Annotated in this window: 10 protein-coding genes; 5 read left to right on the top strand and 5 right to left on the bottom strand. The window is 74.5% G+C overall.

Annotation, left to right across the window (positions count from 1 at the left end):
- Positions 1-70: 70 nt before the first annotated feature.
- Positions 71-997, bottom strand: a complete 927-nt coding sequence (locus tag FGE12_RS27415) for an ROK family protein (RefSeq protein WP_153869631.1) — start codon at positions 995-997, stop codon at positions 71-73.
- Between the two features lies 1 nt (position 998).
- The gene (locus FGE12_RS27410) at positions 999-2,372 is read right to left on the bottom strand and encodes a phosphomannomutase/phosphoglucomutase (RefSeq protein WP_153869587.1); all 1,374 of its coding nucleotides are present in this window, start codon (positions 2,370-2,372) and stop codon (positions 999-1,001) included.
- A 186-nt stretch (positions 2,373-2,558) separates the two neighbouring features.
- On the opposite strand from FGE12_RS27410, the gene FGE12_RS27405 reads away from it, so the two are divergent.
- Positions 2,559-4,457, top strand: coding sequence for a penicillin-binding transpeptidase domain-containing protein (locus tag FGE12_RS27405; protein WP_370459170.1), 1,899 nt, complete (start codon positions 2,559-2,561; stop codon positions 4,455-4,457).
- 31 nt (positions 4,458-4,488) lie between these two features.
- Here FGE12_RS27405 and FGE12_RS27400 read toward each other — a convergent pair whose 3' ends face one another.
- On the bottom strand, positions 4,489-5,280 hold the full coding sequence (locus FGE12_RS27400; protein WP_153869585.1) for a glutathione S-transferase family protein: 792 nt from the start codon (positions 5,278-5,280) through the stop codon (positions 4,489-4,491).
- Positions 5,281-5,293: 13 nt separating this feature from the next.
- Positions 5,294-5,812 (bottom strand): inosine/xanthosine triphosphatase, encoded by a 519-nt coding sequence (gene yjjX, locus FGE12_RS27395; protein ID WP_153869584.1) that lies wholly within the window; start codon positions 5,810-5,812, stop codon positions 5,294-5,296.
- Between the two features lie 72 nt (positions 5,813-5,884).
- Here yjjX and FGE12_RS27390 point away from each other — a divergent pair, with 72 nt between their 5' ends.
- A complete protein-coding gene (locus FGE12_RS27390) occupies positions 5,885-6,163 on the top strand; it encodes a hypothetical protein (protein WP_153869583.1) in 279 nt (92 codons plus the stop codon).
- A gap of 85 nt (positions 6,164-6,248) precedes the next feature.
- Here FGE12_RS27390 and FGE12_RS27385 read toward each other — a convergent pair whose 3' ends face one another.
- The gene (locus tag FGE12_RS27385) at positions 6,249-8,129 is read right to left on the bottom strand and encodes a serine/threonine-protein kinase (RefSeq protein WP_153869582.1); all 1,881 of its coding nucleotides are present in this window, start codon (positions 8,127-8,129) and stop codon (positions 6,249-6,251) included.
- Between the two features lie 269 nt (positions 8,130-8,398).
- On the opposite strand from FGE12_RS27385, the gene FGE12_RS27380 reads away from it, so the two are divergent.
- The 3 genes from FGE12_RS27380 (at position 8,399) to FGE12_RS27370 (ending at position 13,908) form a co-directional block, all read left to right on the top strand.
- Positions 8,399-9,325, top strand: coding sequence for a lipoate--protein ligase family protein (locus FGE12_RS27380; protein ID WP_153869581.1), 927 nt, complete (start codon positions 8,399-8,401; stop codon positions 9,323-9,325).
- A gap of 74 nt (positions 9,326-9,399) precedes the next feature.
- Positions 9,400-10,722 (top strand): efflux RND transporter periplasmic adaptor subunit, encoded by a 1,323-nt coding sequence (locus FGE12_RS27375; RefSeq protein WP_153869580.1) that lies wholly within the window; start codon positions 9,400-9,402, stop codon positions 10,720-10,722.
- A 12-nt stretch (positions 10,723-10,734) separates the two neighbouring features.
- Positions 10,735-13,908 carry an efflux RND transporter permease subunit gene (locus FGE12_RS27370; RefSeq protein ID WP_153869579.1) on the top strand — a complete coding sequence of 1,058 codons (3,174 nt, stop codon included), beginning with the start codon at positions 10,735-10,737 and terminating at the stop codon, positions 13,906-13,908.
- The last annotated feature ends 12 nt before the right edge of the window (positions 13,909-13,920 follow it).

Genomic DNA, 13,920 nt, shown 5'->3' with positions numbered 1-13,920 from the left:
GCGCCCGGTGCCTGCCTGGTGGACAGAGCGGCGGGCACGCGAGGACGGCAACCGTCCGGTAGGCGTCGGCTCAGGCCAGCAGCGCCGCGCCGATGAGTCCGCTGTCGTCACCCAGCTCGGCGTCGAGCACCAGCAGCCCCTCGCGCGCGGTGCGCCCGCTCCAGTCCTGCACGCCCTGCAGCACGCGCTCGCGCAGGCCCGGGCAGTGGGTGAGCACGCCGCCGCCGAGGATGAGCCGCGCGGGGTTGAGCACCGTCACCTGGTTGGCCACCGCGAGCGCGAGCAGGTGGGCCGCCTGCGCGTGCACGCGTGTGGCCTCGGCGTCCCCCTCGCGCGCGGCCTGCTCGAGGTGCACGGGGGTGAGGCGCGCGGGATCTTCGGCGCACAGCCGCGCGAGCGCGGGCGAGGCGCCCCGCTGCAGCAGCTCGCGCGCCTGGGCGACGAGGTGGTGGCCGCCCGCGTAGGCCTCGAGGCAGCCCTTCTCGCCGCAGCCGCAGGCGCGCCCTCCGGGCACCGCCTTCACGTGGCCCAGCTCCGCGCCGACGCCATTGGCGCCCTGCAGCAGCTGGCCGTTGGCCACGATGGCGCTGCCCACGCCCGAGCCCACGAAGACCACCAGGAGGTCCTGCGCGCCGCGGCCCGCGCCCACCCGCAGCTCGCCCCAGGCGGCGGCGGACAGGTCGTTCACCAGGCGCACGGGGCGCCCGAGCCGCGCCTGCAGCAGTGCGCCCAGGGGCACGTCGCGCCAGCCGAGGTTGGGCGCCACGGCGATGCGGCCCTCGGAGGGAATCTGCGCCGCGGCGCCCACGCCCACCGCGCGCACGGGCACGCCGGCCAGGCGCAGCGCCTCCTCGGCCGCGCGCCCGATGCACTCCACGACCGCCGGGGGGCTGCGCTCGCCGAGCGCCGCGCGGGACGCGGCGAGGATGCGCCCCGCCTCGTCCACCACGGCGGCCCGGGCGAAGGTGCCGCCCAGGTCGATCCCCAGCGTGGCCAGGCTAGACGCCCGCCTCGCGCTGGGCGCGCGCGACGGTGGCCTCGATGAGCGCCTGCACCTCCTTGAGGCGCGCCTCGCTGCTCGCCTCGTAGCGCACCACGAGGATGGGCTGGGTGTTGGAGGAGCGGATGAGGCCCCAGGCGCCATCCGGCAGGGTCACGCGCACGCCGTCCACGTCCACGATCTGGTGGCCCGCCTGGCGCAGCAGCTCGGTGGCGCGGCGCACCACCTCGAACTTCTTCTCCTCCACCGTGTCCACGCGCAGCTCGGGGCTGGCGAAGGTCTTGGGCACGTCCGAGAGCAGGCCGGAGAGCTTCTGCTTCTCGTGGGTGAGGATCTCCAGCAGGCGCGCGGTGGAGTAGACCGCGTCGTCGAAGCCGAAGTAGCGCTGCTTGAAGAAGATGTGGCCGCTCATCTCGCCGGCCAGCTCCGCGTGCTCCTCCTTCATCTTCGCCTTGATGAGCGAGTGGCCCGCCTTCCACATCACCGGCTTGCCGCCGTGCTTCGCGATGTCGTCGTACAGCGTGTAGCTGCACTTGACCTCGCCCACGATGGCCGCGCCCGGGCTCTCCTTCAGCACGTAGCGGCTGAAGAGGATCATCAGCTGGTCGCCCCAGAGGATGTTGCCCTGGTCGTCGATGACGCCGATGCGGTCCGTGTCGCCGTCGTACGCGATGCCGACCTCGGCCTTCTCGCGCTTCACCGCCTGGATGAGGTCCTGGAGGTTCTCCACCACGGTGGGGTCCGGGTGGTGGTTGGGGAAGGTGGCGTCCATCTCGCAGAAGAGGGGCACCACGTCGAAGCCCATGCTCTGGAACAGCGGCACGGCGACCGCGCCGCCGGTGCCGTTGCCCGCGTCGATGACGATCTTCATCCCCTTGCGGCCCACCTTCACCGTCTGGCGGACGAAGTGGTTGTAGGGCGTGACGATGTCGTAGGGGGTGACGGTGCCGGGCTTCACGCCCTTCACGAAGTCCTTCGCCAGGATGAGCTTCTTGAGCTCCTGGATCTCGTGGCCGTGGAAGGTGGTCTTGCCGGCGCCGATCTTGAAGCCGTTGTACTCGGGCGGGTTGTGGCTGCCGGTGATCATGGCGAGCCCGTCCACCGGGAGCGTGTTGGCCGCGAAGTAGGTCAGCGGCGTGGGCACCACGCCCACGTCCAGCACGTTGAGGCCGGTGGAGGTGAGGCCCTTGCAGAGCGCGTCACGGAAGCGCGTGGAGGACTCGCGGCAGTCGCGGCCCACCACGATGGAGCGCCCGCCCTTGCGGGCGACGATGGTGCCGAGCCCCTGGCCCAGCAACTCCACCACCTCCATGGTGAGGTCCTTGTCGACGAGACCCCGGATGTCGTACTCGCGGAAGATATGGGTGTTCATGCGGGCGGCACTGTACACGCCGCCCTCCGGGAGGCCAGCCCCCTTCTCCGCCCCGGCGCTCCCCTCCCTGCAGGCCTCCAGAAGCCGCCCCCGGGAGCCTGCTCGCCTGCCCTGGACCCCGGCGGACGCGGGGCGGAGGGGGAAAGCGCTCGCACGCCCCGGGCCGCGCGGGCCACAGTGCGCGCCGTGCACGGCTGCAGCCTCCTGAACCGGGCGGGGTCCCGGCCCCTCCTCCTCGCCACCCTCTCGCTCCTCGCGGCCTGCGCTCCGCGCGCAGGGCTCTCGCCCCTTCCCGGCGGGCCGCAGGAGGCGGCGCAGGCCTACCTGGACGCGTGGGCGCGAGGCGACCTCGCCACCCAGGCGCGGCTGCTGGTGGCGCCACCCGCGGACTTCGCGGCGCAGCAGGAGCGCTGGCGGCAGGGGCTGGGCATCGGGGCCTCGCGCTTCGAGGTGCGCGACCTGGAGGGGGGAGCCCGCGCGGGCGAGGCGCGGGTGCGCGTGCGCGCGGTGCACAGCGTGCGCGGCCTGGGCGACTGGGAGGTGGAGAGCACCCTGCCCTTCGAGCAGCAGGCGGACGGCAGCTGGCGGCTGCGCTGGAGCCCCGCGGTGCTGCACCCCGAGGCGCGGGCCGGAGACCGCTTCCAGCGCACGCGCGAGTGGGGCCCGCGGGGGGCGCTGCTCGATGCCCGCGGCGAGCCGCTCACGGTGGAGGGGGACGTGGTGCGCATCGGCGTGGACCCGCGCCGCGTGCAGGACCCCGCGCAGGTGGCCGCCGCGCTGCAGGAGCAGCTCGGGGTGGAGCCCGCGCGCGTGCAGGGCGCGCTGGGGGTGCGCACGGCGGACGGCTTCGTCCCGCTCATCGACGTGCGCCCCGAGCGCTATGCGCAGGTGCGCCCCGCGCTCGCGCCGGTGCCGGGCATCTTCTTTCGCCGCGCCCGCGCCCGGCTCGCACCCGCCGAGGGCTTCGCCGTGCACACCCTGGGGCGCGTGGGCGAGGTGACCGCGGAGGCGCTCGCGGCGCTCGGTGCGCCCTACCAGGCGGGGGACCGGGTGGGCTTGAGCGGGCTGGAGCGCGCGCAGGAGCGCAGGCTCGCGGGCGCGCCCTCCGGGGAGCTCGCGCTGGTGCGCCCCTCGGGAGAGCGGGTGCGGCTGCAGCGCTTCGAGGGGCGCGGGGGCGAGGCGGTGCGCACCACGCTGCGGCGCGAGGTGCAGGGGGCGGCGGAGGCGGCGCTGGAGGGCGTGGCCCAGCCGGCCGCGCTGGTGGCGGTGGACGCGGGCAGCGGCGCGGTGCTGGCCATCGCGAGCCGGCCGCTGGGCGCCCCGCTGCACCGCGCGCTCACGGGGCGCTACCCGCCCGGCTCCACCTTCAAGGTGGTGACGGCCGAGGCGCTGCTGGCGGTGGGGATGCAGCCCGGTGCCCCCGCGCAGTGCCCGGCGGAGGCGGTGGCCGGCGGCAAGCGCTTCCGCAACTTCGAGGCCGAGGTGCTGGGCGACGTCACGCTGCGCGAGGCCTTCGCGCACTCGTGCAACACGGCCTTCGTGCTGCTGGGGGCGCGCCTGGACCCGCGCGCGCTCGAGGACGCCGCGGCCCGCTTCGGCTTCGGGGTGGCCTACGACGCGGGGCTGCCCTCGCCAGGCGCCACCTTCCCGCCGCCCCAGGACGACGCGGAGCGCGCGGCCGCCGCCATCGGCCAGGGGCGCGTGCTCGCCACGCCCCTGCACATGGCCTCGGTGGCGGCCGCGGTGCAGGCGGGGCGCTGGCGGGCGCCGCACCTGCTCGAGGACCCGGACGTCGACGTGCCGGACGCGAAGCTCTCCTCCGGCACGGCCTCCGCCCTGCGCACGCTGATGCGCGCGGTGGTGACGGAGGGCACGGGGCGCGCGGCGGCCGGGGTGCCGGGGCTCATCGGGAAGACGGGCACCGCGGAGTTCGGCCACGCCGTGCCACCCGAAACGCACGCCTGGTTCATCGGCGTGCACGAGGGCGTGGGCTTCGCGGTGCTGGTGGAGGGCGGCGGCGTGGGCGGCAAGGTGGCCGTGCCCATTGCCGCGCGCTTCGTCGAAGCGCTGCGCGCAACGCGCTGAGTGCGGCGCGCTGCATGCGGCGCGCTGAGTGCTACGCTCCGAGCCGCGCCGGGCGTTCCTCGGCGAAGAGGCGCAGGGCGAAGCGGCCCGCAGGGCGCTCGCGGCAGTGCGCAATGAGCGCAGCGAGCTCCGGGGGCACCTCTTCGGGCGGCGGGTAGTCCCGGCTCATGCAGTCGGGCACCAGCACCGGCGCGGCGAGCGACGCGAAGGTGAGGTCCGCGGCGCTGAAGCGCTCGCCCGCGAGGTAGCGGCGCCCGTCGGCGAGCAGCGCCTCCACGCGCCCGAAGACCTCGTCCAGCGCGGTGCGCGAGCGCTCGGCTCCGGCAGCGTCCAGGCGCAGGCCGCGCACCATCATCGCGCGCAGCAGCGGGAACAGGCGCCTCGCGAGCCGCGCCTCCAGGCCCTCCCCCGCCGAGGCGAGGAAGCGGCGCACCAGCTCCGGGCGCTGCAGCAGGTAGAAGTAGGCGAGGCGCCGCGTGGCCGGACCCAGCCGCCGGTCGAACTCCTCCTCCAGCGCCGTCACCTCCTCGCCCGCCGTGCCGGGAGGAAAGAGGGGCGCGGCGACGGCCGCGTGCGCATCCGCCCAGCGCAGGATGTCCGTGGAGTCCGCCACCACGCCCGAGGACGTCACCAGGCAGGGCACGGTGCGCTTGCCGCCCGACCCCAGGCTCGCGCGCCACGAGAAGATGGGCACGTGCGACTCCTCCCGGTACGCGATGCCCGCGCGGTCCAGCGCCCAGCGCGCCTTCTCGCAGAAGTGGCTGAAGCGGATGGTGACGAGGCGGGGAAGCGCAACGGCGGAAGGGCTCGTCGAAGTACTCATGGGGTGACCCTCGTCAGCGCGGATAGAGCTCGGGGTGCAGGAAGGGGATGAGCGCGCACGCGAGCGGCCCCTGCCACATCTGCGCGCGGGTGAAGAGGCCATCGGTGAGGATGCCCACCGCGCCCAGCGTGCGCTTGCTCTGCTGAAGTCCCGTCAGGGCGTCCATCACCGGACCCAGCTCCTCGCCCGCGAGCACGCGCTGCGCCACGCCCGGCGGCAGGGGGAAGCTCACCCCCCAGGCGAGGTTCTCGCGCCCGTCCGCCCCCAGCACCGCCACGCAGTTGATGAGCCGCCCCTGCGCGTCCACGCCTCCCTCCAGGCCCACGCCGAGCGCCGCGCCCTCCACCGCCGCGAGCGCGCCGCGCGCGCGGGTGCGCGCCCCCGCCGCCGTCTCCTCCTCGCCGATGGGCTGCGCCCGCACGCCGCTGGGCACCTCGCGCTCGAGCAGCTCGCACTGTAGAAAGGCCTGCACGCACACGGCGCGCACGGCAGAGGTCTTCGCGGGATTCGTGGAGCCGACGACGATGCGCATGGGCAGAGCGTATACCCGTGCCTAGCTTCACCGCTGCGCGCGATTTTCCCGCGCACTCGTGGAGGAGCACCCTTGACCAAGGTCACCCGTCAGCCCTCCGGCGTCACCGCCGGTACCATGGACGATTCCCGCCAGACTCAAGCCATCCCCGCCTCCGCCGCCACCGGCCAGGCCGCGGGGAGCGCGCTCGCACGCCGGCGGCACGCCGCCGAGCGCGCCGCGAAGCTCGACGCGAAGAAGGCCGCGGCCCCCGCGCGCAAGGGCGTGCGCACGAAGGTGACGTCCCTGCCGGCGCCCGCGAAGAAGACGGTGCGTGCGGCGCCTGCAGCGAAGAAGGTCCGCGCGCGCTGAGCTTCATGGGTGCACGGGTGGGGGCGCACTTCCCTCACCCGGACCCTCTCCCTCCGGAACTTGGAAAGGAGAGGGGACGGGCCTGCTAGTGGCGCTCGGGGCTGCCGGCCACGCCGCGCGTGAGGCGCTGCAGGCCCCAGTAGTGGCGCTGCAGCTGCGCGTTGAGCGGGTCCAGCGCGAGCGCCTCCGCGTAGCGCGCGAGCGCCGCGTCGTAGAGGCCGCCCCCACGCGAGGCCTGCTGCTCGAGCGCCTCACCCGCGCGCCACAGGGCCGCGGCGCGCGCCTCCACGCCGGGGCGCGCCTGGAGGAAGGCGTGGCGCAGCCGCTCCAGCGTGTCCAGCGGGATGCCCGCCGCGAGGCAGCGCGCCACGCCGGCCACGTTGCCGCGCACCGCATCCAGCCCGGCGCGCGCCGTGGGGTCACCGAGCGCCTGCCGCGCGTGCTCCACCCGCTCGAGCGCCGCCTGCAGCGCCTGCACCTGCTGGGTCGGCAGCGGCCGCGCGAGGGACTCCGAGAGCCGCTTCACGGCGGAGTCCGCGCGCCGCTGCACCTCGGCGAAGCCCGCATGGGGTGCGAGCTCCAGCAGCGCGTACGGGTCGGTGCTCCCGCCGGCCGCGCGCGCGAGCAGCGAGGCGAGCTCCGGGTCGAAGGGCTGCGTGGCCTGCGCGGCCGGCGCGGGCGGCGCCGCTGCGAGCGCCTGCTGCAGCCGCAGCGCGAGCTCACCCGCGGGGTCGTCGAAGTGGACGAAGAAGCCCGGGGCCACGCCCCAGGCCCGGGCCTCCTCGGCGCACACGTGGCGCACCACGTGGGCCCAGGTGCCGAGCAGCTGCCCGTGCACGCGCAGCTGCAGCGCGAGCCGAGAGGCGAGCGGGGGCAGCGCGCCCGCGTGCTTCACGTAGAGCCCCGCGGGGGTCACGTCCTGCACCTGCACGTCCACCGGTGCGAAGCCCACGCGCAGCGCCGCGCGGGCGCTGAGCCCCGCGGGGGCCGGCTGGGACGGCGGGGGAGCCTCCGCGAGCGGCGCATACGCGGAGCCCGTCCCGGGGGCCGCGCGCAGCCCGGCGGCGAGCCCGGTGCGCAGCGCGGCGCCGAGCGCGCCGCGGAACTCGGACGCGCTGGAGAAGCGGTCGCCGGGCGAGGCCGCGAGCGCGCGCAGCAGCACCTGCGAGAGGGCCTCGGGCACGCGCGCGTCGAGCAGGTGCGGCGGCGGGGCCTGCAGCCCGCGGCCGCGCGAGCGCACCTGCGAGGGCGAGAAGGGGGCGCGGCCGGTGACGAGCTGGTAGCCGATGACGCCCAGCGCATAGAGGTCCGCCCGCGCGTCCACCGCGCGGCCCTGCGCGGCCTGCTCCGGCGCGAGGTAGGCGGGGTTGCCCCCGGCGGTGCCGGCCGCGAGCTCCTCGGCCGTGAAGGCCTCGGCGAGCACCGCGGCCATGCCCAGGTCCAGCAGCTTCACCCGCCAGCCGCCCACCCGCGGCTGCAAGAGCAGCTGCTCGGGGCGCAGGTCGCGGTGCACGAGGCCGCGCGCGTGCGCCGCGGCGAGCCCCTCGAGCGCCTGGCCGAGCAGGTCCACCGCCGCGCCCGGGCTGAGCACCTGGCGCAGGTCCTTGAGCAGCTCGCCCTCCACGTGCTCCATCACCAGGCAGTGGTGGCCCGCGGCGGTGCGCGCCGCGTGCAGCACGCGCACCAGGTTGGGGTGCTGCAGCGCCTGCATCGCGCGCGCCTCGGCGTAGAAGCGGGCGAGCAGCGCGGGGTGGGCCGCGAGGTGCGGGTGCAGCACGCGCACGGCGAAGCGCGAGCCGCCGCCCTCGGCCAGGTACACCGTGCCCACCGCCCCCGCGCCCAGCCGCCGCAGCAGGGTGAGCGCGCCCAGGCGGGTGCCCTCCAGCCCCTCGCCGGTCACGGGCTCCTGCGAGCCCACGCAGGCGCTGGCCGCCGCGTGCTCTGCCCTGCACCTGTCGCAGCCCATCGCCGCCTCCCTCGTCCGGGGCCCTGAACGGCGCCCTGGAAGCCGGCCCCCGGGCCTGCAACCCACGTGCGCGCGCGCAAGTGCCCGGAACTGCGGGACCTGGCGGCCGGCGAGGCGCGGCGCGGCGGAACCTTTTTCCGGATCAGGCGGGTAGAAGGTTCCGGGAGGGGCTCCAGAGCCCGGGGGGAGCCCGGGGGTGCACGCACCGGGGTGCGAGGGGGCGACAAGGGGGTTGTACGGCCCCGGGCGCCGCGGTTAGGCAACCCGCCATGAGCCCCTCCCCTCCCGACGCCCCGGCACCGGCTGCCCCCGTGTGGAACCTCCTCGAGCAGCTGGAAGGGGCGAGCGGCGCCTGGCAGATGGCGCTGGACGAGGCGCTGCTGGAGGAGGCGGCGGCGAACCCGGACTTCCGCCCCACGCTGCGGCTCTACGTGTTCTCCCCCGGCTGCCTCAGCCTGGGGCGCACCCAGAAGCTCGCGAGCGTGGACGCGGAAGGGGCGCGCGCCGAGGGGCTGCACCTGGTGCGGCGGGTGACGGGCGGCTCGGGGGTACTGCACCACGGCGAGCTCACCTACAGCGTGGTGGCGCGCACGGCGCCGCCCTTCGCGGACGACATCGAGCAGAACTACACCCTGCTGTCGCGCGCGCTCGCGGCGGGGCTCGCGCGCCACTTCGGCGTGAGCGCGGAGCTCGAGCCCTCGCGGCCGGCCGCAGGCCCGGGCGCGGCGCACGGGGCCTGCTTCCTCACGCCGGCGCTCAAGGAGCTCAAGGTGGGAGGGCGCAAGCTGGTGGGCAGCGCGCAGCGGCGGGTGCGCGGGGCGCTCTTGCAGCACGGCGCCCTGCCGCTGCGCACGGACTACGCGCTGCACGGGCGGCTGTTCGGGCTCGCCCCGGAGCGGCTGCGCGGCGCGATGGTGGACCTGGAGGAGGCGGCGGGCCGGGCGGTGAGCCACGCCGAGGCGGCCCGGGCGCTGCGAACGGGCTTCGAGGAGCAGCTGGGGGTGCGCTGGAGCGAGGGGGGCTTGGGCGCCGGGAGCGAGGCCCGGGTGCGCGCGCGCGCCGAGCAGCTCGTGGCCGGGCGCTACGGGCTCGAGGCCTGGACGCGCGAGGGCCAGGACGCGATGTCGAATCCGGCCGCGCTCGATCGTCCTCTTTCCGATGGCGGTTTTGCAGCCAAGGCCCCCCGCGTCGAGTAGATCATGCCCCGCGCACGCCGCGACCCTCTGCGCACGCGCCCTTCCTCACGTCCCCAAGCCTCCCGAGGTCCCCCATGTCGTCGCTCCCGCCCTCTTCCCGGCCCGCGCTCTCCGGCTTGCTGGTGGGCCTCGCCCTCGCGCTCGGCTGTCACGGTGGTGGCGGTGGCGGCGGTGAGGGAGGCCCCGGCGGCGGCGGCGGCGGTCCGCCCCAGGGCATGCCGCCCCCGGCCGTCACGGTAGTGACGCTGCACGCCGGCCCCGTGATGCTCACGCGCGAGCTGCCCGGGCGCACCAACCCCTTCCTGGTGGCGGAGGTGCGGCCCCAGGTGAACGGCATCGTGGAGAAGCGCCTCTTCACCGAGGGCGGGGTGGTGAAGGCGGGCCAGCCGCTCTACCAGCTGGACGACTCCACCTACCGCGCGGAGCACGCGAGCGCGCAGGCGCAGCTCGAGCGCGCGCAGGCCACGCTCACGCAGCAGGAGCTCAACGCGAAGCGCGCGGGCGAGCTCGCGCGCATGGGCTCCATCAGCACCGCGGAGCACGAGCGCGCGGAGGCGACGTTCCGCCAGGCGCAGGCGGACGTGAAGGCGGCGCAGGCGGCGGTGCAGCGCACGGCGGTGACGCTGAGCTACGCGCGCATCGTCTCGCCCATCTCCGGGCGCATCGGCAAGAGCTCGGTGACGCAGGGGGCGCTGGTGACGGCGAACCAGCCGCAGGCGCTCGCCACGGTGCAGCAGCTGGACCCCATCTACGTGGACCTCACCCAGTCCAGCGCCGAGCTGCTGGAGCTGCGCAAGGCGGTGGCCGCCGGCACGCTGGAGCGCGCGGACAGCGCCCCGGTGACCGTCCTGCTCGAGGACGGCAGCCGCTACTCGCACCAGGGCAAGCTCGCCTTCTCGGACGTGACGGTGGACCCGGGCACCGGCAGCTACTCGCTGCGCGTGCAGGTGCCCAACCCGGACAACGTGCTGCTGCCCGGCATGTACGTGCGCGCGCTGGTGGGCAACGGCGTGCGCGAGCAGGGGCTGCTGGTGCCGCAGCAGGGCGTGGCGCGCGACCCCAAGGGGGACGCCACCGCGCTCGTGGTGAACAAGGAGGGCAAGGTGGAGCCGCGCGTGGTGAAGGCCAGCCGCACCGTGGGCGACAAGTGGCTGGTGGACAGCGGGCTCGTGGACGGGGACCGCGTGATCGTGGAGGGGCTGCAGAAGGTGCAGCCGGGGATGCCGGTGCAGGCCACCGAGGCCGCGAGCGCCCCGGCCGAGGCGCAGGGAGGCCCCCCTGCCGGTCCTGCAGCAGGCCCTGGCGCAGGCCGCGGCGCTGCTGCAGCGGGCCGCGGCGCCGGGCCGGACGCAGGCACTGGCGGCGGCGCCCCCGCCGCTGCACCCACCGGGAAGTGAGCGGAGCCGACCATGTCTCGATTCTTCATCGACCGACCCATCTTCGCGTGGGTGCTCGCCATCATCACGATGCTCGCGGGCGGGCTCTCCATCACGCGGCTGGCCATCTCCCAATACCCGCAGATCGCGCCGCCCACGGTGAGCGTCAGCGCGTTCTACCCCGGCGCCTCGGCGAAGGCCGTCGAGGACTCGGTGACGCAGATCATCGAGCAGAACATGAAGGGGCTGGACGGGCTGCTCTACATGTCCGCCACCAGCGAGGGCAACGGCGCCTCGTCCGTGACCCTCACCTTCCAGAACGGCACCGACCCGGACATCGCGCAGGTGCAGGTGCAGAACAAGCTGCAGCTGGCGACGCCGCTGCTGCCGCAGGTGGTGCAGCAGCAGGGCATCAGCGTGAGCAAGGCGGCCTCGGGCTTCCTGATGGTCATCGGCTTCTACTCCGAGGACGGGAGCATGAAGGGTGACGACATCCAGGACTACGTCTCGGTGAACCTGGTGGAGCCCATCTCCCGCGTGCCGGGCGTGGGCACCACGCAGGTGTTCGGCGCGAAGTACGCGATGCGCATCTGGCTGGACCCGAACAAGCTGGACACCTACCGGCTCTCGCCCACGGACGTGGCGGCGGCCTTGCGCGCGCAGAACCAGCAGGTGGTGGTGGGGCAGCTGGGCGGCACGCCCGCGGTGCCGGGCCAGCAGCTCAACGCGACCATCACCGCGCAGGACCGCCTGCAGACCCCGGAGCAGTTCCGCAACATCGTGGTGCGCACCAACCCGGACGGCTCCGCGCTGCGGCTGGGGGAGGTCGCGCGCGTGGAGCTGGGCAGCGAGGACTACAGCTTCGTCAGCCGCTACAACGGCAAGCCCGCCACGGGCATCGCGGTGAACCTGGCCACCGGCGCCAACGCGCTCACCACGGCGCAGGGCGTGGAGCGGGCGCTCAAGGAGCTGCAGCCCAGCTTCCCCAAGGGGCTCAAGGCGGTGGTGCCCTTCGACACCACGCCCTTCGTGCGGGTGGCGATCAAGGGCGTGGTGGAGACGCTGCTCGAGGCGATCGTCCTGGTGTTCCTGGTGATGTTCCTCTTCCTGCAGAACTTCCGCGCCACCCTCATCCCCACCATCGCGGTGCCGGTGGTGCTGCTGGGCACGGTGGGGGTGCTCAGCGCGCTCGGGTACTCCGCGAACATGCTCACCATGTTCGCGATGGTGCTCGCGATCGGCCTGCTCGTGGACGACGCCATCGTGGTGGTGGAGAACGTGGAGCGCGTGATGAGCGAGGAGGGGCTCTCACCGGTGGAGGCCACGCGCAAGAGCATGAGCCAGATCACCGGCGCGCTGGTGGGCATCGGCGTGGTGCTCTCGGCGGTGTTCGTGCCCATGGCCTTCCTCGCGGGCAGCACGGGCGTCATCTACCGGCAGTTCTCGGTGACCATCGTGACCTCGATGGCGCTCTCGGTGCTGGTGGCGATCATCCTCACCCCGGCGCTGTGCGCGACGCTGCTCAAGCCCGTGCCCAAGGGGCACCACATCAAGGAGAAGGGCTTCTTCGGCTGGTTCAACCGCACCTTCGACCGGGGCAACGCGCGCTACCAGGGCGCGGTGAAGGGCATCCTCGCGCGGCGCGCGCGCTTCATGCTGGTGTTCGCCGCGATGGTGGTGCTGATGGGCGTGCTCTTCTTCCGGCTGCCCAGCTCCTTCCTCCCCCAGGAGGACCAGGGCTTCATGTTCGCCATGGTGCAGACGCCCGTGGGCGCCACCCAGGAGCGCACGCTCAACGTGCTCAAGCGCGTGGAGCAGCACTTCCTGCAGGAAGAGAAGGACGCGGTGCAGGCGCTGTTCACCGTGCAGGGCTTCAGCTTCGGTGGCAGCGGGCAGAACAACGGCATCGCCTTCATCAACCTGAAGCCCTGGGAGGAGCGCACCACGCCCGAGCTGAAGGTGAACGCGGTGGCCATGCGCGCGATGATGGCGCTGAGCCAGATCAAGGACGCGCTCGCCTTCGCCTTCCCGCCTCCGGCGGTGCCCGAGCTGGGCAACGCGGCCGGCTTCGACTTCTACCTGAAGGACAACTTCGGCGCGGGGCACGAGGCGCTCACGGCCGCGCGCAACCAGTTCCTGGGCGCCGCGGCGCAGAGCAAGCTGCTCGCGAACGTGCGCCCCAACGGCCAGAACGACACGCCGCAGTTCCGCGTGGACGTGGACGTGGCCAAGGCGGGCGCGCTGGGGCTGCAGACCGCGGACATCAACTCCACGCTCTCCATCGCGTGGGGCGGCGTGTACATCGACGACTTCATCGACCGCGGGCGCGTGAAGCGCGTGTTCATCCAGGCGGACGCCCCCTTCCGCATGGTGCCCGAGGACTTCAACCGCTGGAGCGTGCGCAACGCGCAGGGCGCGATGGTGCCGGTGTCCTCCTTCGCCTCCACGCGCTGGAGCTACGGCAGCCCGCGCCTCGAGCGCTTCAATGGCGTGTCCGCCATGGAGATCACCGGCGAGGCGGCGCCCGGGGTGAGCTCGGGTGACGCGATGGCGGAGGTGGAGCGCATCGTCTCCACGCTGCCGCGCGGCATCAGCCTGGAGTGGACGGGCCAGTCCTACCAGGAGCGCGCGGCGGGCGCCCAGACGCCCCTGCTCTACTCGCTCTCGCTGATGCTGGTGCTGCTGTGCCTCGCCGCCATGTACGAGAGCTGGGGCATCCCGCTCGCCGTGCTGATGGTGGCGCCGCTGGGCATCCTCGGCACGGTGCTCGCCACGCTGCTGCGCGGCATGGAGCGCGACGTGTACTTCCAGGTGGCCATGCTCACCACCGTGGGCCTCTCCAGCAAGAACGCCATCCTCATCGTCGCGTTCGCGAAGGAGAACCTCGAGCAGGGCATGGGCCTCATGGAGGCCACGCTGCACGCGGTGGGCGCGCGCCTGCGCCCCATCCTGATGACCTCGCTGGCCTTCGGCTTCGGCGTGGTGCCGCTCGCCATCGCCACCGGCGCGGGCTCCGGCGCCCAGCGCGCCATCGGCACCGGCGTGCTCGGCGGCATGGTGGTGGGCACCCTGCTCGGCATCTTCTTCGTGCCCCTGTTCTTCGTCGTCGTGCGGCGCCTGATGGGCGGGCGCGGCGGCGGGCACACGGGCGCGCCGGCGGCAGGGGCCGTGCCGGCGGCGGCTCCGGCGGCGCCGGAGCACAGCTGAGTCGCGGGAGAC

It is taken from the genome of Aggregicoccus sp. 17bor-14, from assembly GCF_009659535.1.
Lineage (GTDB): Bacteria > Myxococcota > Myxococcia > Myxococcales > Myxococcaceae > Aggregicoccus.
The sequence above is the reverse complement of the archived record's forward strand: the minus strand, read 5'-3'. Positions and strand labels throughout refer to the sequence as shown.

What these genes read in the sequence shown, in the direction of transcription:
- FGE12_RS27410 (WP_153869587.1), bottom strand. Translation starts at nt 2,372, where the DNA reads ATGAACACCCATATCTTCCGCGAGTACGACATCCGGGGTCTCGTCGAC.
- FGE12_RS27400 (WP_153869585.1), bottom strand. Translation starts at nt 5,280, where the DNA reads ATGAGTACTTCGACGAGCCCTTCCGCCGTTGCGCTTCCCCGCCTCGTC.
- yjjX (WP_153869584.1), bottom strand. Translation starts at nt 5,812, where the DNA reads ATGCGCATCGTCGTCGGCTCCACGAATCCCGCGAAGACCTCTGCCGTG.
- FGE12_RS27385 (WP_153869582.1), bottom strand. Translation starts at nt 8,129, where the DNA reads ATGGGCTGCGACAGGTGCAGGGCAGAGCACGCGGCGGCCAGCGCCTGC.
- FGE12_RS27380 (WP_153869581.1), top strand. Translation starts at nt 8,399, where the DNA reads ATGAGCCCCTCCCCTCCCGACGCCCCGGCACCGGCTGCCCCCGTGTGG.
- FGE12_RS27375 (WP_153869580.1), top strand. Translation starts at nt 9,400, where the DNA reads ATGTCGTCGCTCCCGCCCTCTTCCCGGCCCGCGCTCTCCGGCTTGCTG.
- FGE12_RS27370 (WP_153869579.1), top strand. Translation starts at nt 10,735, where the DNA reads ATGTCTCGATTCTTCATCGACCGACCCATCTTCGCGTGGGTGCTCGCC.